The sequence below is a fragment of the Neoasaia chiangmaiensis genome, assembly GCF_002005465.1.
GTDB lineage: Bacteria > Pseudomonadota > Alphaproteobacteria > Acetobacterales > Acetobacteraceae > Neoasaia > Neoasaia chiangmaiensis.
On record NZ_CP014691.1, the window covers coordinates 2,551,571 to 2,570,970 of the forward strand.

A 19,400-nucleotide genomic window follows, 5' to 3' on the forward strand; every position below is an offset into this window, starting at 1 on the left:
CCTTTTGAACAGGCCAACTGCCGGAACAGGGACGCTGGGGGGCATGATGCAGACGATCGGCGCATTGTCGGGGATGGGTTGGGGCAGGCGTGGTGACGAACCATTGCCGACGAATCCGATCGCATGGTTGCGGCAGCAGCTGGACGGGCCGGATCAGGCCGTCTTCCCATCGTTAGGCGACAGCGCGGACGGGCTGATCGCGCTCAGAACCCAGCGGCATGACAAGATGCCCGGCGACCCGCTGGTCAAGCCGGTCTTCCAGGCGGAGACCGTCGCGCAGATGAACAATCTGCTGCGGACCGAACAGCCGTTCCGCGAGCGGCTTGCCTGGTTCTGGTGCAATCACTTCACGGTCAGCGTGCGGCAGGGTGGCACGCGCGCCGTCGTTGGCGCCTATATGCGTGAGGCGATCCGCCCGAATGTTACGCGGCGTTTCAGCGATATGCTGCTGGCGGTCATGCATCATCCGGCGATGCTGATGTATCTCGACAACACATCGTCGATCGGACCGGACAGTCGCGCGGGACTCAAGCAGCATCGTGGCCTGAACGAGAATCTGGCGCGCGAATGTCTGGAATTGCACACGATATCGCCCGCCGCCGGCTACACACAGGCGGATGTCACCAGTTTCGCGGCTGTCCTGACCGGTTGGGGCGTGGACATGAAGGCCGAGCGCCCCGGTTTCGTCTTCCGGGCCAACGCGCACGAACCGGGCGAAAAGACGCTGATGGGCCGCACGTTTCCGGAAGGCGAGGAAGGTGGCCTTCAGGCGCTGCAATTCCTTGGCACGCATCCGGCGACGTATCGCCATATCGCAACGCAGATGGCGACGCATTTCCTGTCGGATGTGCCATCTCCCCATGATGTGGCGGCGATTGTCGCCGCCTTGCATGACACACAGGGCGATCTGGGTGCGGCGGCCATGGCGCTGGTGCATCTGTCGGATGCGGGCCGACCGGGCGCCAAGTTCCGCACGCCGATGGATTACACGACGGCCGTTCTCCGGGCGCTCGATGACGGGGAGGCAAGTGTCGCGCCTGACGACCCCCATTCTCCCGCGCATCGACTGGCTGGCGGCCTCGGTTATCTCGGGCAGCCGTTGTGGAACGCGCCCCTGCCCAATGGCTGGAGCGATCGGGCAGCGGACTGGTCGGCTCCGGCGGATGTGATGGCGCGGGCCGACTGGGCTTATCGCATCGCGGCATCTGCCCCGCCGGTCGATCCGCTGGACGTTGCCCATGCGACACTTGGCCCCGCATTGCGCCGGGAGACCATCACGGCCATCCGCCATGCCGGATCGCGGCGCGACGGACTCACGCTGTTGTTTTCCTCTCCCGAATTTCAGAGGCGATAATCATGATGCTTCGTCGTCGCTCCGCGCTTCTCGGGCTGACAGCCAGCTGGATGCTGGGTCGCTCGTCACTCGCCATGGGGGCCGTTGCCGCCGGACCGGACGACCCGCGCTTCGTCGTGATCATCCTGCGTGGCGCGCTGGACGGCATGGCGGCCGTCACACCTTATGGCGATCCCAATCTCATCGCATGGCGGCGGGACCTGTTGCTGCCCGAACCGGGGCGCGAGGGCGGCCTGCTCGACCTTGGCGGATTCCATGGGCTGCATCCGGCGCTCAGCGGCATGCATGATCTTTACGGCGCGGGGCAGTTGCTGCCGGTCCATGCCGTCGCCGGGCATTATCGCAGCCGTTCGCATTTCGAGGCGCAGGATTATCTCGAAAGTGGCGCGGACGAGCGGCTGACCAGCGGCTGGCTCAATCGCGTCGTGGGGGCACTACCCCGGCATTCGTCGCAACCTGATGGCAGCGGACTCGCCATGGGCCTTTCAGTGCCGCTGCTCCTGCGCGGTCCGGCGCGCATCGGCAATTTCGCGCCGGCGGGCGGGCAGCGGCCGGATGCCGATCTCTATGCGCAGATCGCGGCCCTGAACGCCACCGACCCGACGACGGGCCCCGCTTTCCGCAACGGCCTGAAGGCACGCGGCTTCTCGGAGGATGCCCTGCGTGGGGACGTGCCGGCGACCGGCGACGATCATCACAAGCCGAGCGCGTTTGTCACGCTGGCCGATGCGGCAGGGCATATGCTGGCCGACTCGAACGGCCCGCGCATCGCCGCGCTGGAGGCGGGAGGATGGGACACGCATGCCGCGCAGAAAGGGCGACTGACCGGACCGTTGAAGCAACTCGATGCCGGACTGACGGCCTTGCGCACGGCGATGGGCCCGGCGTGGTCGCGCGCTGCCGTGCTGGTCATGACGGAATTCGGCCGAACGGTTCGCATGAACGGGACCGGCGGCACCGATCATGGCACAGGCACGGTTGCCTTCCTCGCCGGCGGGGCCGTGGCCGGCGGGCGTATCGGTGGCACATGGCCGGGGTTGAGACAGGACCAGCTGTTCGAGGATCGGGATCTCGCGCCGACCACCGATCTGCGCGCCGTCGCCAGCGGGGTCCTTCGCGATCATCTGGGCCTGAAGCGTGCCGAACTGGCACGTGTATTCCCCGGATCGGACGCAACGCCGCTCGGCGGGCTGATCCGCGCGGCGTGAACGCCCCTAGGCCGGATGGGCGCACTGGCGGATGCGTGCCGTCCAGTCCCGGTCCGGTGAAAATTGCCGATGGCCGACGGATCGAACGACACGCAACGACAGGGCATTCAGAAGCCATGCAGCGCGGACATCCGGCAGATCGCGCGCGATTTCCTGCTCGATACACAGGCCACTGGCCAGGAGCCGGCGGCGTCCGATGCCCGGCAGGGCGCCGTCCGAGAGCGGTGGCGTCACCAGCCGGTCGCCGCGCAGCGCCACGAGCGTCGCGGCACTGGCGCAGGCCAGCCGTCCGGCCTGATTGAGCAGGAGCGCATCGTCCGCGCCCGCGTCCTGCGCCTCCATCCGTGCGAGAATGCTGGGGAGGTAATTCAATGTCTTCACGCGGCTGAGGATCGTATCGCCATGCCGGATCTGGCGACTGATATGCAAGTTGACGGCGGGCAGGGTGGGGGTGGAAGGGAAAGTCGCGATCAGGACCGTCTCCTGCGTTTCCTCCGGCGGCAGAAGGCCGCGCGGGCCGGGTCCCCGCGTAAGCGTCAGGCGCAGTGCGCCGTCCCGCAAGCGATTGGCTGCGATTGTCTCGGTGATCGCCTGGCACAGTTCCCGGCGATGCGGCGGCGACAGGCGGAGCAGGCGCGCACCTTCGGCCAGACGGTCGAGATGCAGTTCGATCAAGGGCGGGTGGCCGTTCACGACGCGCATCGTCTCGAAGATGCCGTCGCCAAGCAGAAAGCCCCGGTCGCCCGGATCGATCCGCGCTTCGGCCGGAGGGCCGATCCGGCCATCGAGCCAGACAAGCCCGCTCATGCCCGGAACATACCGAGCAGCGGTGCGGCCTTGAGCAGCATCTCGTCGTATTCCCGCTTCGGATCGGAAGGGTAGGTAATGCCGCCACCCGCGCCGAGCGTCATGTCGTCACGCGAGATGCCGAGACTGCGGATCACCACGTTGCTGTCCATGGCGCCGTCGACGCCGAGACGGAACATGCTGCCGCAATAGATGTCGCGTGCCGAGGTCTCCACCGTGTCGATGATCGACATGGCGCGATGCTTTGGCGCGCCGGTGACGGAGCCGGGCGGCAGCGTGGCGCACAGCAGGTCGATCGCATCCAGCCCGGGTTTCAGGCGCCCCCGCACCGACGAGACGAGATGGTGCCAATGGGCGAAGCGTTCCACGACGCAGAGTTCCGGCACCTCGACGGACCCCGTGGCGCAGACACGGCCGATATCGTTGCGCATCAGATCGGTGATCATCAGGTTCTCGGCATATTCCTTGTCGTCGCGCGCCAGGGCCGCGGCGATCCGCCGGTCGTCTTCGGGGTTGCGGCCCAATGGCGCGGTGCCCTTGATCGGCCGGGTCTCGATCCTGCCCGTGGCGCTCAGTTGCAGGAAACGCTCGACCGAGCTGCCAAGCAAAGCATATTCCGGTGAGATCAGCATGCCGCCGAAAGGTGCGGGGGCGGTTTTGCGAAGATGGCGATACAGATCGACCAGATTCAGCGCGGCGGGGCGCCGTGCCCGCCATCGCTGCGTCAGGTTCGCCTGAAAGATATCGCCCGCCGCGATGGCGTCGATCACGGTGCGCACCGATTGTTGCCATGCCGATGCGGTCTGGTCAGGTGCGAAAGCGACGGACGGCGGCAAAACCGCCTTGCGTGTGCAACCGGGCAGATCCGGTGGTGGCGCATCGTGCAGGCTGCTCCACCACAGGCGCTTGTCCTGCCGGTCGAATACCAGCGCGTTTTCATAGAAAGCCGCCACGATCTCCGGCGTGGGATCGACATGACGCGACGGCACATTCTCCAGCCGCAGGCCCGCGCCATAACTCGCCGCGCCGATGACGCCCGCCTGGAACGGCAACGGTCCGGACGGCTGCCGCGGTGGCATCAGCGCGCGAAGCCGCGACCATGCGTCCGCGCCGCTGGCGACGAGGGTGCTGCGGGGGCGACGGCAGAGCACGGTCCAGCGCGCCCGTTCGGTGATCGGGCCGCCGCTGTCGAGCATGGCCAGCCAGGGCTCGTCCGCCCATTCGGCCAGAAAAGCGTCCGGCGTGCGCCAGGGCTGTTCGACGATGTTCATGGCGTGTCGGGCGGGGACGGGTCGGGGGGTGGCGCGCTGTCCGCCGCGCCGGTGGCGAAGGCCAGGCTGGCAGCGGCGATCAGCGCGGCATGATAGGCATCCGATTGCGTCAGGGTGGCGTCGAGCAGGGCATTCTGCGCCATGTCGACCTGCGTGATCGCACCCTCGCCACTGCGATAGGCCGTCAGCGCGGCATCGAAGCTGGTCTGCGCGGCAATGCGCAGCCTGCCGGCGGCGGCATAGGCGCTCAATGCCGAGCGCAGGCCGTTTTCGGCGGCGACGATCTGTCTGACCGACTCGTCCATTGTCTGCCGCAGGGTCGTCTGTGCGCTGTCGGACTGGTTCTGCGCCTGCTTCAGCAGCGCCGCACGCAGGCCGCCATCGAAAACCGGCACCGTGATGCCGCCGAGAATAAGGCTGCTGAACGCATTGGTGGACAGATTGAGGGTCGGCGAACTGTCGCTGCCGATGCCGGGAACGGAGGAGAGGGCCAGGCGCCCGGTCGTATAGGCGACGTTGCCGGTGACGAAGATCTTGGGCAGGAACTCGCTGCGCGCGGCGGCAACGCGGCTGGTGGCGGCGCGCGCGCTGGCGTAGGCGGCCAGCACGTCCGGGCGGCGGGCGACGTCACGCTGGATCATGGCATCCGTCAGCCGCGCATCGTCCAGTCGCAGGGGGCGGTTGGCCACGTCCTGCGTCTGCAGGGGCGTGTTCGGGGCGATGCCCATGGCCGTCATCAGGTCGAGCGTCGTGTTCTCGACCCCGCCCTGCGCCTGCACCAGCCGCAGGTCGTCCTGCGCGGTGGCCTGTCTGGCCTGCGTGACATCCACGATCGTGCCCTGGCCCTGATGCAGCCGCGCTTCGGCGGCTGTCTGCACCGCGCCTGCGTTCCGGCGGGCCTGTTCCAGCAGGGCGACGCGCGCCGTGGCCGCCGCATGGGTGTAGAAGGCGAGCGTGACCGTATAGATCACCTTCTGGTGCGCCGCCGTGAACAGCACGTTGGTGGCGATCTGTGCCTGTTGTGCGGCGTCGATCGTGGCTTCCCGCTTGCCGAAATCGAACAGCAGCCATTGCAGACCCAGCGTTTGCACCTCGCCGCTGCCGGAGCGGCGGTTCTGCACGCCGCCGGTCAGGGTCTCGATGTCGTTTGCGCCATTATTGGCGAGTTGTCCCAATGCCCCGCCATTGCCGATGCTTGGATTGCCGCCATCGTTGCGTGTGTGGTTGTAGCCGCCGACGACTGTCGCCGTCAGTTGCGGCAGGTAGGTGCTGCGTGCCATGCCGGTCGCCAGGGCGGCGTCGCGCGCCGTGTTCCATGCGCGGCGGGTGGACGGATTGCTGGACTGGGCGATGTCGATCAGTTCTGGCAGGCTGTAGGCATGGCCGCTCTGGATATCGGGCGCGGGCAGGCGGGCGGGCAATGCCCTGTTCGAGGGCAACGCATAGCCCGGCGGCAGGGCAAGGCTATGGGGCTTTGCCGTGCCGGGAACGATTTCCCCATTCGCGGCGACATTGGGCTGCCAGGGCGTGTTCGGGCGCTCGGGCGCCGTACGCAGTGCATCGGTCGCGCAGGCGGTCAGGCCCAACGTGCAACCCGCAAGGAGGAAAGGCGGCAGGCGGGTCATGCGGCGACGTGATCCAATCGTATCATGCGGCGGTCGATATCCATGTCGTCATGCGCCAGCAGCAGGTCGTCCGACAAGCGTGCGGCATCGTCCAGCGCCGCGCGAAAGGTGGCAAGCTGTTGCGCGTCGGCACGCATATGCACCGGCTCGGCAGCCGCGTATTCGAGGGTGCGTTCGCCCTCGGAAAGGGCCGCCTGCACGCTGGCGGCGCGGATCAGGCGTTCCTGAACCGTCGTGCTCTCGCGCTGCGCGGCCAGCGCCTTTGCGATGGCACGGAGCTTTTCGCCGACATGGTCGTAGGCGCTGGCGGGCCAGAAGCTCGTGAACATGGCATAGGTCAGGAAATTGCCCAGCAGGATGCCGACGATGCGGTCGCGGGCCGTCGCCATGTCGGTCGTGGGGCCGTAACCTTTGAGATCGGTCAGGAAGAAGGCCAGTCCGATCTGGAAACCTGCATAGGAAATGCGCGCATCGCCGGTTTTGATCCAGGCGGCGAACAGCGAGACGACGAAGATCAGGACCAGAAAGCCGGTGATGTCGTTGAGATGCGGCATGACGCCGATGATCGCCGCGATGCCGATCGCTCCGCCGATCAACGCGCCCACGATGCGCAGGGTCAGCTTGGCGATCATCTCGCCCATCGTCGGCAGGGCGACGATGAAGCAGGTGATGATCATGGTGTGAATGCCCTGCCAGTCCAGGATCTTGAACAGAAAATAGGCCGTCATGACCGCCGCCGTTCCTTTGACGGCGAAGCGGACGTGATCCGGATTCGTGAAGGCATCGGGGAAGAAAAAGCCGCTTTTGCCCTTTTCCTGTGGTGCTGCCGTTTCCGGCGGGGTCGTGAAACCGGGCAGCAGCGATGCCATGGCGGCCAGCGCGGCGCTGTCGGCCGGCACGGGCGGACGCGTGATGTGAGCGGGATAGTCTCCGCTTTCGAAAATCGCCGCCATGTCGGACAGGGTCGCGATCAGGTCGTCCGGCGCGGCTTCCTGCCGCCGGACGGCGGCTTCGGCAAGGGACAGCGTGCCCACGCTGGCATAGGCTGCCTGCGTCAGGGCGGCGAGATCGTGCCGGGACCAGACTTTCTCAAGTCCGGCCATCTTCACGTTCGAGAGCATGCTTTTCACGCCCGCGCGGAGCATATCGGCAGCGCGTTCGCGTGTCGGCTGATCGCGGTAGTGGAGCAGGTCGATCGTCATTCGCAGCCGGGCGGCGATGCGCCGGGTCAGGAGGGTCTTCGGCGACGGGCAAATCAGCAGGCCGAGCACGATCATGACCGCGCCCGGCACAGCCAGGAACAGGTCGGTATAAAGCAGGGCGCGGGTGATGACTTCGCCGACCGGAACCTGATCGATGGCGATCAGACCGTAGACCACGATCAGTCCCAGCATATAGGAAACGGGTTTCAGCTTGCTTGCCGAGCCGAGAAAAAAGAACCCGAAGGACAGCAGCGCGACAATGATGGCGATGCCCATCGGGTGGTCCAGCGTCAGGCGAACCAGCCCGTAGACCAGCGCCAGCAGAAGAACGATGAGAATATTGAGCGCCGCCCCCGCCAGGGCGTTCGTCACCCGATCCTGCTGCCACAGGATGAGTGTCACCAGCGCGGGCACGGCGAGGTCCGGCACCTGCCAGATCTCCCCGACCAGCACGACCGTCGTGCAGGCGGCGGCGATGCGGATCGAATAGGCCAGCCGTCCCGGCGCAGGATCGCGCACCAGTCGCCAGACACGATCGAGCGTCAGACGATGCGGATCGAGGAAACGCCGCTTAGTGGCAGGCCGCGCCATGCCGGATCTCGACGGATGCCGTGGCCCCGAGCCGCAGCAGGTTGGGATCGGCCCGATCGATCCTGATGCGGACCGGGAAGCGCTGCGCGACATGCACCCAGTCCATCTCACGCGGGACGAGCGGCAACGAGCGTGCGATGCCGGCGGAATCCGTGGACAGGACGCCCCACCCGATACTTTCGACATGCGCGCGAAGTGCCTGTTTGCGGTCGAGCATGGAATAGACGGTCGCGCAGTCGCCCGGCCGCACCGCGCCGAGATCGACCTCGCGGATATTGGCGGTGGCATACCATGCATCGTTGGCGATCAGCGTGAAAAGCACCTGCGACGGAGCCAGCACCTCGCCGGGTCTGACGCGCAGGCTGGCCACGAAACCATCCACCGGCGCGCGGACATCGGTCTGGCGCCGCTCATAACGCGCATGGTCGAGCGCGGCCTGGCTGGCGGCCTGGGCTGCCAGCGAACTCTTCAGGTCTCCGATGGCGATTCCGGCGGCGGCGGCCTGCTGCTTCGCCTGTGCCAGAGACACATCGGCATCGTGCAGGGCCACGCGCGCCTGATCGTATTGCTGCCAGGGAATATAGGCGTGCCCGGCCAGTGGCTTGAGCCGTTCGACGGTGCGTGCGGCAAGATCGCGGTTGGCCTGCGCACGCGTGACCTGATCGCCGGCGCTGGCGGCGTTGGCGGCCTTCACGGCGACGAGGCGGCGCTGGTTCTCCACTTCCGCATCCGCGAGCGCGAGGTTCGCTGCGGCCTGACGCACGGTGAGGTCGTAGGGCTCAGAGTCCAGCCGATAGAGCAGGTCCCCCTTGTGCACGGATTGATTGACGCGTGCATGGAGTTCGATCAGTCGGCCGCCGACCGTCGCGGCCATGTGCACGACTTCGGCGTCGATGCTGGCATCGTCGGACGACGGATAGGCGCTGTCCTCATGTGCGACATGGATGCCGAAGACGATCGCGACGATGACACAGATCGCCGCGATAACGATGCCCAGCGGCTTTTTGCCGGAGATATGCACGCGCTCCATCGCCCTAGGGTCCGAAGGCCAGCACCCATACCGCCAGCGCGGCAATGGTGCCGAGCGCGACATAGGTGAAAAGACGAAAGCTCAGGACCGCGTCGATGCCCGTCAGCACGAATGCGACCCGCAACCCCACGGCGGTTGCGATGCCGATCAGGCCGCACATCATCCAGCCCGGAAAATAGGCGCCGACAAGCGGGAAAGTCGGCGCGCCGCCGGGCGCGCAGGCGGCCAGCATGGCGACGGGTGCCCAGCAGAGCTGGCGCGGCGTGAGGCGGTGCATGGGACGGCGGGAAACGCTTTTCGGTCAGGAGGGGAAAAGGCGAGCGTTCCGGCAGCTTACGTTATTGTGACGCCGGTGCAAGAACCGGGAAGTCATCGTCCCGTTTCAGTCGTGTACGCCGCCGGCATGGGGAGCGTGCAGGGGAGAACGCAGGATGACTCATCCAGTCATACCAGAAGGGGCATGGCGGCCCCAGGCCGGTCTGGACGCCCTGTTGCGGACCACGCGCATGATGGGCGACGACCTGTCACCCGGCGAGGACGGCGAGGACGAGCACGCGACCGCCAATCTCCTGCAGAAGCTGATGAATCTCGGCGCATTGACAGCGGGACTGCCAGTCGAGAACGGTGGTTTCGGCCTGTGCGATTCCCGCGATGGCGCATTGCCGCTGCGCGATCTGCTGCGTCACATCGGCCGGATCAGCCTGTCGCTGGGGCGCTGTCTGGAAGGACATGTCAATGTCATCCGGCTGGTGGCGCTCTATGGCAGTCCGGATCAGCGTGCCGAACTGGCGCGGAGTGTGCGCCGGGGGATGCTTGCCGGCATATGGGTGACGGATGGCGATCCACCGGTGCATGTCACGCCCGCCGGCGACGGCTTTGCGCTAAGCGGCGTGAAGGGGTTCGCCAGTGGCGTGCGGCTGGCTGGTCTGGCGCTGATGACGGCGCGTTTGCCGTCGGACGAGACGGTCATGGTGCTGGTGCCGGTCGGCGATCCGGCCCGCATCCGGCGCGGTCCGGGCATACTGACCGGCATGATGGCCAGCGGGACCGGTGCCTACGATGTCACGGGCGTCTCGATCGGGCCGGGCGCGATCGTGGGGCGGCCGGGCGATTATCTTCGGCAGCCCGAGTTTTCCGCCGGGGCATGGCGTGGCGCCGCCGTGGCGCTGGGTGGGCTCGATCGGCTCATCGATCTTATGCGCACGGAGCTGCTTGCGCGTGAGCGGGACGGCAACCCGCATCAGCAGGTCCGGTTCGGCCAGGCGCTGATCGCGCGGGAGACGGCGGCACTCTGGACGCGGCAGGCCGCTCTCGCGGCTTACGATACGACGAGCGATCCCGGCGATGTTTCGGGCGTGGTCAATCTGGCGCGCCTTGCCGTGGAACGGGCCGGGCTGGATGTCATGGAACTGGTGCAACGCGGGCTCGGGCTTTCGACCTTTATACGTGGGCGCCCGGTGGAACGGGTCATGCGTGATCTCGCGACCTATCTGCGCCAGCCGGCACCGGACGAATCACTGACGGAGGCCGCCGCATGGTTCATGCAGCATGAATGGCCGGAGGGCGCTGCATGAAGGTCGGGGACATTCTGGCCGCGTTCGATCGCCTGCCGTTCGGAGCTCTGGAAGCGATCGCGCCCGGCACGGCGCTGGTCGTTGCACCGCATCCGGATGACGAGAGCCTGGGCTGCGGCGGGTTCATTGCCGAGGCCGTCCGTCAGGGGCGTCCGCCTGTTGTTGTGATCGTGACCGATGGCGCCGGATCGCATCCGGCATCGAAGGCCTGGCCGCGCGAACGCCTGGTCGCGCGGCGGCGGCAGGAAGCGCGCGAGGCGGTCGCGGAACTGGGCCTTGCGGAGGACCGGATCGTCTTTCTCGGGCTGCAGGACACGGCGGCCCCGACGGAGGGGGCGGATTTCGAGAAAGCAGTCGACGCCCTGAAAACGCTTGCCGACCGCTTCGATTGCGACACGGTTCTGGCGCCATGGCGGCACGATCCGCACGGCGATCATGAGGCGGCGTGGTTCATGGCGTGCGCGCTGACGCACCGTTATCCGGCGCGGCGGTTGCTGGCCTATCCGGTCTGGGGCCTCACGCTGCCGCCGGAACAGGAGATCGAGGAACGCCCCCCGCATGGCTGGCGGCTGGATATGCGTCAACATATGGCGGCGAAACATCGCGCGGTGGCGGCGCATGTCAGCCAGCGCGGCCTGCTGATCGACGATGACCCCGACGGCTTCATCCTGCCGGTCAGGCTTCTGGAGCGGATCATCCGCCCTTTCGAGGTCTTCATCGAACCATGAGTCATGACAGCTGGACCTCGGACATCTTCGAAAACCTGTTCCGGTCGCGCCCCGACCCCTGGGCACTGGCGGACAGTCCCTACGAGCGGGACAAGCTGGCGCACCTGCTGCGCAATCTCCCGGAGCGCCCCGTTCGTCTTGCGCTGGAGCTGGGATGTGCGATCGGTGTCACGACCCGTAACCTTGCATCGCGCTGTGATCGTGTCGTTGCGGTGGACGCGGCGCAGAGCGCGTTGGCGGCGGCCCGACAACGCTGCGCGGGACTGGAAAACATCGTGTTTCGCGAGGCTTTCCTGCCCGGCGGCTTTCCCGTCAGGGATGCGGAAGGTTGCGATCTTATCGTCGTGTCGGAAATCCTGTATTTCCTCAGCGAGGCCGATGTCGCGGAACTGGCGTCGCGCGTCATGGCCAGCGCTGCGCAGGATGCCGTCATCCTTCTGGTCAACTGGACGGGCGAGACCGATACGCCCTGCACGGGCGATCAGGCGGCTACAACGTTCGTCACGGCGTGCCGGGCGCATGGATGGCGGCGTGATCGCGCGGAACGAAGGGCATCGTATCGTCTGGACCGGCTTGTTCGGCCGAGGACATAGACGCGGCGTCGCGCATTCGTTGCAGGCGCGCCAGGACACGCAGCGCACGGGCATGATGACGGGGCAGATCGGCGCGCCGGATAGGGGGATGCACCGTCATGCCGATCACATGGCGGCGGATTCGCCGCATGCGCTCGGCCACCGTCTCCAGCGCATCGTCGATGAAGGGGTCCTGCGCGATCAGGCGCCGCGCAATCGTCTCGGCCATGCCACCCCTGGCACGACCGACCACGCGAGCTGACACATACACGAACACATCCGGCGCATGGCGCGCAGGAAAGCCGCCTTGGCGAAGCGCCTGATAGAAGGCGCGATCTTCGCTGCTGGCGACGTCCGGTATGCCGCCGACCGCAGCCCATGCCGTGCGCGTCACGGCGATGCTCGCGCCGGAATGCTCCGCGTGGCGCGGCCATGGATCATGCCAATCGGGGGCGAGTTGCGCGCTGATCCGCTCCAGCGCCGCGGCGTAGGCCTGCTCGGCGTCGTCGTCGACCTGCAGATGCGCGGGGATGCTCGACGCCTCATGCGGGAACAGCAGGGCACGCCCGAAAACGGCCCCAACCTTATAGCGTGCGAAAGCCGCCAGCGTGCGGCGCATCCAGTCCGGCGCGACAGCGCCGTCAGCATCCGTCGTGAACAGCAGGGCGTCTTCCGGCGCGAGGCTCGCGGCGCAGGCCATGGCATCGCGGCGCGCGCGACCGGCGCTGGCCTCCGACGCGGCATAATCCACGGTCCTGACATGCACCGTGAAGGGCAGGCGCGGTGCGAGCGCTTCCACACACTGAAGCGTCCCGTCCGTGGAGTTGTTGATCCAGATCACGACGGCATGCGGCCGGATGGCCTGTTGCGCGGCCAGTGCCTTGAGGCAGGTGGCGATATGCACTGCCTCGTTGCAGGCCGGTATGGCGACGATACGGTAACGGCGGATGATCGATTGGCTGATATTGAGGTGACCGGCGGTCAGATGCATTGAGTCGTCGTACCACGGCATTGTCGAACTTTCCTCATACGGGCGTTCGTCGTGCTGGAAGGCTGCTGGCTTCCCGGGGACACCGCGCGCGTCTGCCATAGACGCCGCTGGTCAGGCGAAGTTCGCAGACGGCAGCCGCAGGGGGCGATCACATTTCGAACGGATGACGAACTCAGGGCGCAGGGCGTGTCGGCAGGTCATCGAGGAACGATCTCGCCTGTGCCCGGATGGCGTCGCGCTCCGCAGGCGGCAGGCGCGCCACGTTTTTGTAGGCCAGTGCCATGCGCGGGTTGTGTGCCAGCCTGTCCTCATGCCGCAGCATGAAATCCCAATAGAGGAAGTTGAACGGACAGGCGCCGTCGCCCTGTCGTTTCTTCACGTCATGCACGCAGGCGCCGCAGTAATCCGACATCCGGTTGATATAGGCGCCGGAGGCGGCATAGGGCTTGGAACTCAGCAGGCCGTCATCGGCGAACAGTACCATGCCGTGCGTGTTGGGCAGTTCCACCCATTCGTAAGCGTCGATGAAAACCGCGAGATACCACCGCTCGACCTCGACAGGTGCGATACCGGCGATCAGCGCGAAATTGCCGGTCACCATCAATCGCTGGATATGGTGGGCATAGGCATGATCGCGCGTCTGGCCGATGCTTTGCGCCATGCATTCCATGGTTGTTTCACCAGACCAGTAGAGCCACGGCAGCGGGCGGGTCGCCTCCAGGGCGTTGCCGTGGGCGTAGGTGGGCATTTTCAGCCAGTAGACGCCACGGATGTATTCGCGCCAGCCGATGATCTGCCGGATGAAACCTTCCGCGGCGTTCAGCGGGGCATGGCCGTCGCGATAGGCCTGTTCCACGCGCTGGCAGGTCTCGCGTGCCGTCAGGAGCCCGATATTCAGGTAGGCGGAGATCAATCCGTGATGGAGGAAAGGCGCGTCGCGCTTCATCGCATCCTGCGAGCGCCCGAAAAAGGGCAGGGAATGGATGACGAAGTCGTCCAGCGCGTCCAGCGCGCCCTGCCGTGTCACGGCCCAGTCGAAGGCGTCGAGCGTGCCGAACGTATCCGGGCAGTGCCGTTCGACCAGCGCCATGACCTCGCGCGTGATGGTATCGGGCGGGAAGCGCCGACGGGCGGGCGGCGTTTCCCGCTTCGGCCATGGCTTGCGGTTCTCGGCATCGAAGTTCCAGGCCCCGCCTTCGGGCCTGTCGCCGTCCATCAGCAGACCGGTTTCGCGCCGCATGTCGCGATAGAAGAACTCCATGCGCAGACTCTGCCGCTGTCGCGCCCATTGGCGGAAGCGTGTGGCAGTGCAGATGAACCGATCGTCGCGCCGGATTTCGACCGGCAGACCGAATGTCGCCTCCCAATGGCGCATGGCGTCCCACACGCGATACTCGCCCGGTGCGGTGACGACCACCTGTTGCGGCGTGAATTTCTCGATGGCGCGTTTAAGCTCGCCGGTGAAGCTGCCGCTGTTGCCGGGCTCATCGAGTGTCACGTAATGCACGGTCGCGCCTTCGCGCCGCAACTCATCCCGGAAATATCGCATGGCGCTGAGGATCAGCACGATCTTCTGCCGATGGTGCGGAACGTAGGCGATTTCGTCCTGCACCTCGCACATCATGACGACGTCGCGTTCCGTATCGAGATCGCGCAGGGCGGCAACATGGCGGCTGACCTGATCGCCGAGAACGAGGCGTAATGTGCGCATGACGGGCTGTCTCTTCTTTTTGTTCTTCTCCACCTAAGCGACCGGCGGGGCCGTAAGTTTTCAGGCGGGAAGGCGGAAGAGGGCGCGGGCTCTGTCGGTGACGGGCGGCTTTTCAAAATGCGCCGGCGCGATCGGTCTTGATACAGCTAGATGGAGCGGATGGCGCATCCATCGCGATACAAGCCGCGCCGGGCCAGGACAGGAAGGGGGCTGGTCGTCACACGCCGCGCGGCGTTTTCTGCGTCGGCCAGGGCGGGAGGCAGCAGGGACAGCCAAAGCCATCCTCATCATCGTCGATATGGTCGTCCTGCTCCGGTGGGGAAGGCGCGCAGGTAAACCGGGGCTGTGAAACGGGCGCGGGTTCGGTTGCCGGGGTGTCCCGACCCGTGCTGCGCCGATAGCGTTCTTCAGTCATGGCATCCTGCCCCAGTCCTGCTTTTGTCCCGACAGCCGTTGCGTGTGGGGTTAAGGCAGTTCGGGGCGTGGCACAACGCCATATGCCCGGCTTCGGCGCGGCCGGCCCGCTTTCGGGTCGATGGAATCATGGTAGTCCTGTCCGATCATGACGCCTATCCCTGCACCTGCTTCGCGACTGGCCGCTCAATCGACACGGCTTGCCTTTCTGATCGCGGGATTCGCGGGGGCGGCATGGGCACCGCTCATCCCTTATGTGAAACTTCGATGCGGGTTCGACGATCGGCATCTCGGGTTGCTGCTGCTCTGTCTGGGGTTGGGTTCGATCACGACCATGCCGGTTGCGGGCGTGCTGGCGGGCCGGTTCGGATGTCGGTGGATCATTGCCGTGGCGGTCGCCGTCGTGGCCTGCGCGCTGCCGGTTCTCGCCTTTTCCGGCGCGCCGATTGTCATTGCCGTCGCATTGGCGCTTTTCGGGGCGGGCATCGGGTCGATCGATTGCGCCATCAATCTCCAGGCCATCATCGTCGAACGTGCCTGCGGGCGCGCCATGATGTCCGGTTTCCACGGGCTGTTCAGTGTCGGCGGCCTTCTGGGCGCGACGGGCGCCAGTGGCTTGCTCGGTCTTGGGCTCTCGCCGCTCTCTACCGCCTTCATCCTAACCGGGCTGATCGTGGTGGCCGGCATCGCGGCGGTGCCGGGCTTGCTGTCGGGGCCGCTCGGTGCCGGTGAAGGTCCGGTATTTGCCTTGCCGCGCGGTGTTGTGCTGGCGCTGGGGGCCATGTGTTTCATCGTTTTCCTGGCCGAGGGCGCGGCGATCGACTGGAGTGCCGTGTTTCTGACCACGGTGCGTCACGTGGCGGTGCGCTATGGCGGACTGGGCTACGTTGCTTTCGCCTGCACGATGACTGCTGGCCGATTGTATGGCGACCGGCTGGTCGGGCGGTTTCGGGGGCGGACACTGGTTGTTGCCGGTGGTCTGCTGGCCGCGGCGGGGATGTTGCTGGTTGCGACTGTACCGCTGTGGCCCCTGACGCTGGCCGGATATGCCATGGTCGGCGCCGGGTGCGCGAATATCGTGCCGGTGCTGTATTCCGCCGTGGGGCGGCAGCGGCGCATGCCGGAGCATCTCGCCGTTTCCGCCATAACGACGCTTGGCTATGCCGGCATTCTCATCGGTCCGGCGGCGCTTGGTTTCGTCGCCAACGCGGCAAGTCTTGCGCTCGCGCTCGCCGCTGTCGGGGTGATGCTGGTGGGCGTGGCCGTCATGGGGATGTTGTTGCGGCGTTCGCTTCTGGAGGGACGCTGACAGTCGGGTCTCGATTTTACCAGTCCGGTATTCTTCCTTTGTGAAAAGCGCGCTCGACCGTCCGTTGTTGTCTTTGGAGCTATGCCGGTGAAGGTGGAGACTTCGGCGGAGCGGATCGCTGATTGGTCTTTTTGCGGTGTCGAGGGGGAAGGCGAGACCCTTACGAGATCGAGCCTTATCGATGGCTGGGGAACATGCTTGAGGCGATGATTGCCGCGTACTCCGCCAGCCGGATTGATGAGATGGCGCCAGTTTTTGCGTCTGTAGAACGGTTGATTTCGCGGGGAGGGGGCGGAAGTCGGCTCTTGGTGGAAAAGATAGAAAACCCGACACTCCCTTGCTGTTTCATCGGGTCATTCTTTCTCCCTGGCGCATCAGCCTGTAGCGGGTCAGTCGCGCGATATAGATAGCCCGGCGAGAAGTGGGGTGTATGCGGCGAGCCTGCGGGATACGAACTCGGTGAAGAGCCGCACGCGCTTCGTCCTGCGTGTCTCCCCCTGCATGAGAAGCCAGAGCGTTCCATGCCCGTGCAGGTCGGTGCCGGGCACCCTGACCAGCAGCGGATCGGCATCGCCGACGAAGCACGGCAGTTTCGTCATGCCGATCCCTTGCCGCGCTGCGACGATCTGCGTTTCAGCGTCCGGGGTCCTGAACAGAGCCCCTGTGGTACGAACCTCTCCTTCGTGAACCCAACCGGGAAGACCGTCATTGTTGATGACGATCCAGCGGATAGGGCCGGGGACACCCGCACGCCATGACGTCAAGCGATCGTGGGACATATAGATGCCGCTGGACAATGTGGGGCCGATCAGGCCGTGAAGATTGGGCGGCAGCTTTTCCCGGTTCAGTACGATACGGATCGCGACATCGGCTTCCCGGTTCGTCAGGTTCGCGACCGCGCCGGTCGGCACGATCTCCAGTTCGATGTCTGGATGCATGCGGGCAAAATCAGCAAGATCCGGCATAAGCAGATGTGTCGCGAGGAACGGCGGCAGCGTTATGCGCAAAAGCCCGCGCACACTCTGGTCGCGACCGAAAACGCGCGTTTCCAGTTGGTGCGACGACGTTTCCATCTGGTTCGCGAATTCGAGGATTTCCTCGCCCGCTGCCGTCAGGCGATAGCCCGCAGGCAGTTTTTCGAACGTATGCGTCCCGAGGTGTTTCTCAAGCTGGGCAATGCGGCGCAGCACGGTTGAATGGTTTACCCCCAGATGCCCCGCCGCAGCCCGCACCGAGCCACCGCGCGCGACGGCCAGGAAGTAGCGAACATCGTCCCAATCGGTCATGGTGCATTCCAGCACCGTACGGTGCGCCTTCCAAAGTCCATTTCCGCCACATCGTGCGCCATGGCGAGCCGCCATCATAGCGGCTGGCGATTCATTTTTCCCGACTTTCAAACGGGGAATACCGATCGTCCGACCGACGTCACTCGTCCAGCCGGATCGATTTCGCACCACCGATATGCGCGTTTTCGCACTCAATGCCTGACTCCGGACGACCCATGTTGGGATTGTCGGGGGACCACCCCGAACGATCAAAGATGAAGTCTGAAGGGAAAAGTCATGGGAAAGCTTGAGGGTAAGGTTGCCGTCATCACCGGTGGATCAAGCGGGCTGGCGCTGGCGAGCGCCAGGCAGTTCGTTGAGGAAGGTGCCTATGTGTTCATCACGGGCCGGAGGCAGGAGGTGCTGGACGAGGCCGTCAGGCTGATCGGTCGGAACGTGACCGGCGTACGCGGCGACGCGGCCAATCTGGACGACCTCGACCGCCTGTTCGACACGGTCAAGCGGGAAAAGGGCAGGATCGACGTCCTGTATGCGAGCGCTGGCACGGGCGAAGCCCTCCCGCTGGGCGAGATTACCGAGCAGCATTTCGATGCGACCTTCAACCTGAATGCGCGCGGCACGCTGTTCACGGTCCAGAAGGCGTTGCCGCTGTTCAACGATGGCGGGTCGATCTTCATGACCGGCTCGGTGGCCTCGATCAAAGGTTTCCCCGGTTACAGCGTGTACGCAGCAAGCAAGGCGACGCTGCACGCCTTCGCACGCGGGTGGCTCAACGAACTGAAAAGCCGGAACATCCGGGTGAACGTGCTGCACCCGGGGCCGATCGCCACACCGATGCAGGACCAGGTTCTCACGCCAGAAGCAAAGCAGATGTTCGAATCCCTGATCCCGCGGGGAACGATGGGCCGTCCCGAGGAAATTGCGGCGGCCGCGCTGTTTCTTGCTTCAGACGAGTCCAGCTTCGTGAACGGGGTGGAACTGTCTGTCGACGGTGGTTTCTCGGCCATCTGAAATCGCGCCGGCCGCGCGAAAGTCGCGCACGCGCGGGCCGCCACATAGCAGAATGGAGAGGCCTGCGCCGTTGAAAGCCGGGCAATCGATATCAATTGGAGAAGCACAATGAACTACGCGATTATAGGTTTCGGCAAGATAGGCCAGGCTCTCGCCCACGCCTTCGCCCGCAGGAACATCGACGTAACCGTCGCGAGCCGCCGGTCGTCCGAGGCGCTGGCGCCGCAGGCTCGGGCAATTGGCCCCACGGTGGTTGCCAGGTCGTTGCGGGAAGCACTTGAGGCCGACACCATCATTCTTGCTGTCCCGTTCGAGCAGCACCGGGAGGTTGCGAAGGCCCTGCCGGACTGGAAAGGCAAGACGGTCATCGACGCGATGAACTCGCTGGCTCCCCTTGAGGAGATGGACGGTCTCCTGTCCTCCGTGTACGCTGCGAAGGCGTTCTCCGGCGCCAATTACGTGAAAGCGTTCAATCACCTGATTGCAGCCACTCTGGCGACCGATCCGGTCGTCGAAGGCGGCCACCGGGTCGTCTTTCTGTCGAGCGACGACGAGGACGCGACCGCTCCCGTCGCGGCCTTGGCCAGACAACTCGGGTTCGCACCCGTCAAGCTGGGAAAACTCGACGAAGGTGGCGCGCTGGTGCATGCACGCGGCCGCGTTTGGGGACCGCTCATTTTCCAGGATTTGTTCAGGAAGGAGTAGTAATCGATCTA

The 19,400-nt window shown here is 65.6% G+C and carries 18 protein-coding genes; 8 read left to right on the forward strand and 10 right to left on the reverse strand.

Annotation, left to right across the window (positions count from 1 at the left end):
* The first annotated feature begins 73 nt into the window (after positions 1-73).
* A complete protein-coding gene (locus tag A0U93_RS12170; RefSeq protein WP_245825196.1) occupies positions 74-1,354 on the forward strand; it encodes a DUF1800 domain-containing protein in 1,281 nt (426 codons plus the stop codon).
* Positions 1,355-1,356: 2 nt separating this feature from the next.
* Complete coding sequence (locus tag A0U93_RS12175) at positions 1,357-2,562, forward strand: DUF1501 domain-containing protein (RefSeq protein WP_077807576.1); 1,206 nt, start codon at positions 1,357-1,359, stop codon at positions 2,560-2,562.
* 6 nt (positions 2,563-2,568) lie between these two features.
* Here A0U93_RS12175 and A0U93_RS12180 read toward each other — a convergent pair whose 3' ends face one another.
* Genes A0U93_RS12180 through A0U93_RS12205 form a run of 6 tightly spaced genes read right to left on the reverse strand, consistent with a single transcriptional unit; the run spans position 2,569 to position 9,365 of the window.
* On the reverse strand, positions 2,569-3,369 hold the full coding sequence (locus A0U93_RS12180; RefSeq protein ID WP_077807577.1) for an aminotransferase class IV: 801 nt from the start codon (positions 3,367-3,369) through the stop codon (positions 2,569-2,571).
* Positions 3,366-4,640: an anthranilate synthase component I family protein gene (locus tag A0U93_RS12185; protein WP_077807578.1), complete on the reverse strand. Its 1,275-nt coding sequence runs from the start codon at positions 4,638-4,640 to the stop codon at positions 3,366-3,368. Before A0U93_RS12185 ends, A0U93_RS12180 begins: the two co-directional genes overlap by 4 nt.
* A complete protein-coding gene (locus A0U93_RS12190) occupies positions 4,637-6,265 on the reverse strand; it encodes a TolC family protein (protein ID WP_077807579.1) in 1,629 nt (542 codons plus the stop codon). The genes A0U93_RS12185 and A0U93_RS12190 overlap by 4 nt, the downstream gene beginning before the upstream one ends.
* The gene (locus tag A0U93_RS12195) at positions 6,262-8,058 is read right to left on the reverse strand and encodes an FUSC family protein (protein ID WP_077807580.1); all 1,797 of its coding nucleotides are present in this window, start codon (positions 8,056-8,058) and stop codon (positions 6,262-6,264) included. Before A0U93_RS12195 ends, A0U93_RS12190 begins: the two co-directional genes overlap by 4 nt.
* Positions 8,039-9,088: a multidrug transporter subunit MdtN gene (gene mdtN, locus A0U93_RS12200; protein ID WP_077807581.1), complete on the reverse strand. Its 1,050-nt coding sequence runs from the start codon at positions 9,086-9,088 to the stop codon at positions 8,039-8,041. The genes A0U93_RS12195 and mdtN overlap by 20 nt, the downstream gene beginning before the upstream one ends.
* Before the next feature lie 4 nt (positions 9,089-9,092).
* Positions 9,093-9,365 carry a YtcA family lipoprotein gene (locus A0U93_RS12205; RefSeq protein WP_077807582.1) on the reverse strand — a complete coding sequence of 91 codons (273 nt, stop codon included), beginning with the start codon at positions 9,363-9,365 and terminating at the stop codon, positions 9,093-9,095.
* A 154-nt stretch (positions 9,366-9,519) separates the two neighbouring features.
* Here A0U93_RS12205 and A0U93_RS12210 point away from each other — a divergent pair, with 154 nt between their 5' ends.
* Genes A0U93_RS12210 through A0U93_RS12220 form a run of 3 tightly spaced genes read left to right on the forward strand, consistent with a single transcriptional unit; the run spans position 9,520 to position 11,983 of the window.
* A complete protein-coding gene (locus A0U93_RS12210) occupies positions 9,520-10,662 on the forward strand; it encodes an acyl-CoA dehydrogenase family protein (protein ID WP_077807583.1) in 1,143 nt (380 codons plus the stop codon).
* Positions 10,659-11,390 (forward strand): PIG-L deacetylase family protein, encoded by a 732-nt coding sequence (locus A0U93_RS12215; RefSeq protein WP_174807256.1) that lies wholly within the window; start codon positions 10,659-10,661, stop codon positions 11,388-11,390. The genes A0U93_RS12210 and A0U93_RS12215 overlap by 4 nt, the downstream gene beginning before the upstream one ends.
* Positions 11,387-11,983 carry an SAM-dependent methyltransferase gene (locus A0U93_RS12220; RefSeq protein WP_077807585.1) on the forward strand — a complete coding sequence of 199 codons (597 nt, stop codon included), beginning with the start codon at positions 11,387-11,389 and terminating at the stop codon, positions 11,981-11,983. Before A0U93_RS12215 ends, A0U93_RS12220 begins: the two co-directional genes overlap by 4 nt.
* On the opposite strand, the gene A0U93_RS12225 is transcribed toward A0U93_RS12220, so the two are convergent.
* The 3 genes from A0U93_RS12225 to A0U93_RS16270 form a co-directional block, all read right to left on the reverse strand.
* The gene (locus tag A0U93_RS12225; RefSeq protein WP_077807586.1) at positions 11,892-12,974 is read right to left on the reverse strand and encodes a glycosyltransferase; all 1,083 of its coding nucleotides are present in this window, start codon (positions 12,972-12,974) and stop codon (positions 11,892-11,894) included. The two genes, A0U93_RS12220 and A0U93_RS12225, sit on opposite strands and share 92 nt — an antisense overlap.
* Positions 12,975-13,125: 151 nt before the next feature.
* On the reverse strand, positions 13,126-14,664 hold the full coding sequence (locus A0U93_RS12230) for a cryptochrome/photolyase family protein (RefSeq protein WP_077807587.1): 1,539 nt from the start codon (positions 14,662-14,664) through the stop codon (positions 13,126-13,128).
* A gap of 217 nt (positions 14,665-14,881) precedes the next feature.
* The gene (locus tag A0U93_RS16270; RefSeq protein WP_147150970.1) at positions 14,882-15,079 is read right to left on the reverse strand and encodes a hypothetical protein; all 198 of its coding nucleotides are present in this window, start codon (positions 15,077-15,079) and stop codon (positions 14,882-14,884) included.
* Between the two features lie 147 nt (positions 15,080-15,226).
* Here A0U93_RS16270 and A0U93_RS12235 point away from each other — a divergent pair, with 147 nt between their 5' ends.
* Positions 15,227-16,387 carry an MFS transporter gene (locus tag A0U93_RS12235; protein WP_077807588.1) on the forward strand — a complete coding sequence of 387 codons (1,161 nt, stop codon included), beginning with the start codon at positions 15,227-15,229 and terminating at the stop codon, positions 16,385-16,387.
* A 389-nt stretch (positions 16,388-16,776) separates the two neighbouring features.
* On the opposite strand, the gene A0U93_RS12240 is transcribed toward A0U93_RS12235, so the two are convergent.
* Entirely contained in the window at positions 16,777-17,673 is an 897-nt protein-coding gene (locus tag A0U93_RS12240; RefSeq protein WP_077808505.1) for a LysR family transcriptional regulator, read from the reverse strand.
* A gap of 276 nt (positions 17,674-17,949) precedes the next feature.
* Between A0U93_RS12240 and A0U93_RS12245 the strand changes: the two genes are divergently transcribed.
* Both A0U93_RS12245 and A0U93_RS12250 read left to right on the forward strand, forming a co-directional pair.
* A complete protein-coding gene (locus tag A0U93_RS12245; RefSeq protein WP_077807589.1) occupies positions 17,950-18,684 on the forward strand; it encodes an SDR family NAD(P)-dependent oxidoreductase in 735 nt (244 codons plus the stop codon).
* 108 nt (positions 18,685-18,792) lie between these two features.
* Complete coding sequence (locus A0U93_RS12250) at positions 18,793-19,389, forward strand: NADPH-dependent F420 reductase (protein WP_077807590.1); 597 nt, start codon at positions 18,793-18,795, stop codon at positions 19,387-19,389.
* The last annotated feature ends 11 nt before the right edge of the window (positions 19,390-19,400 follow it).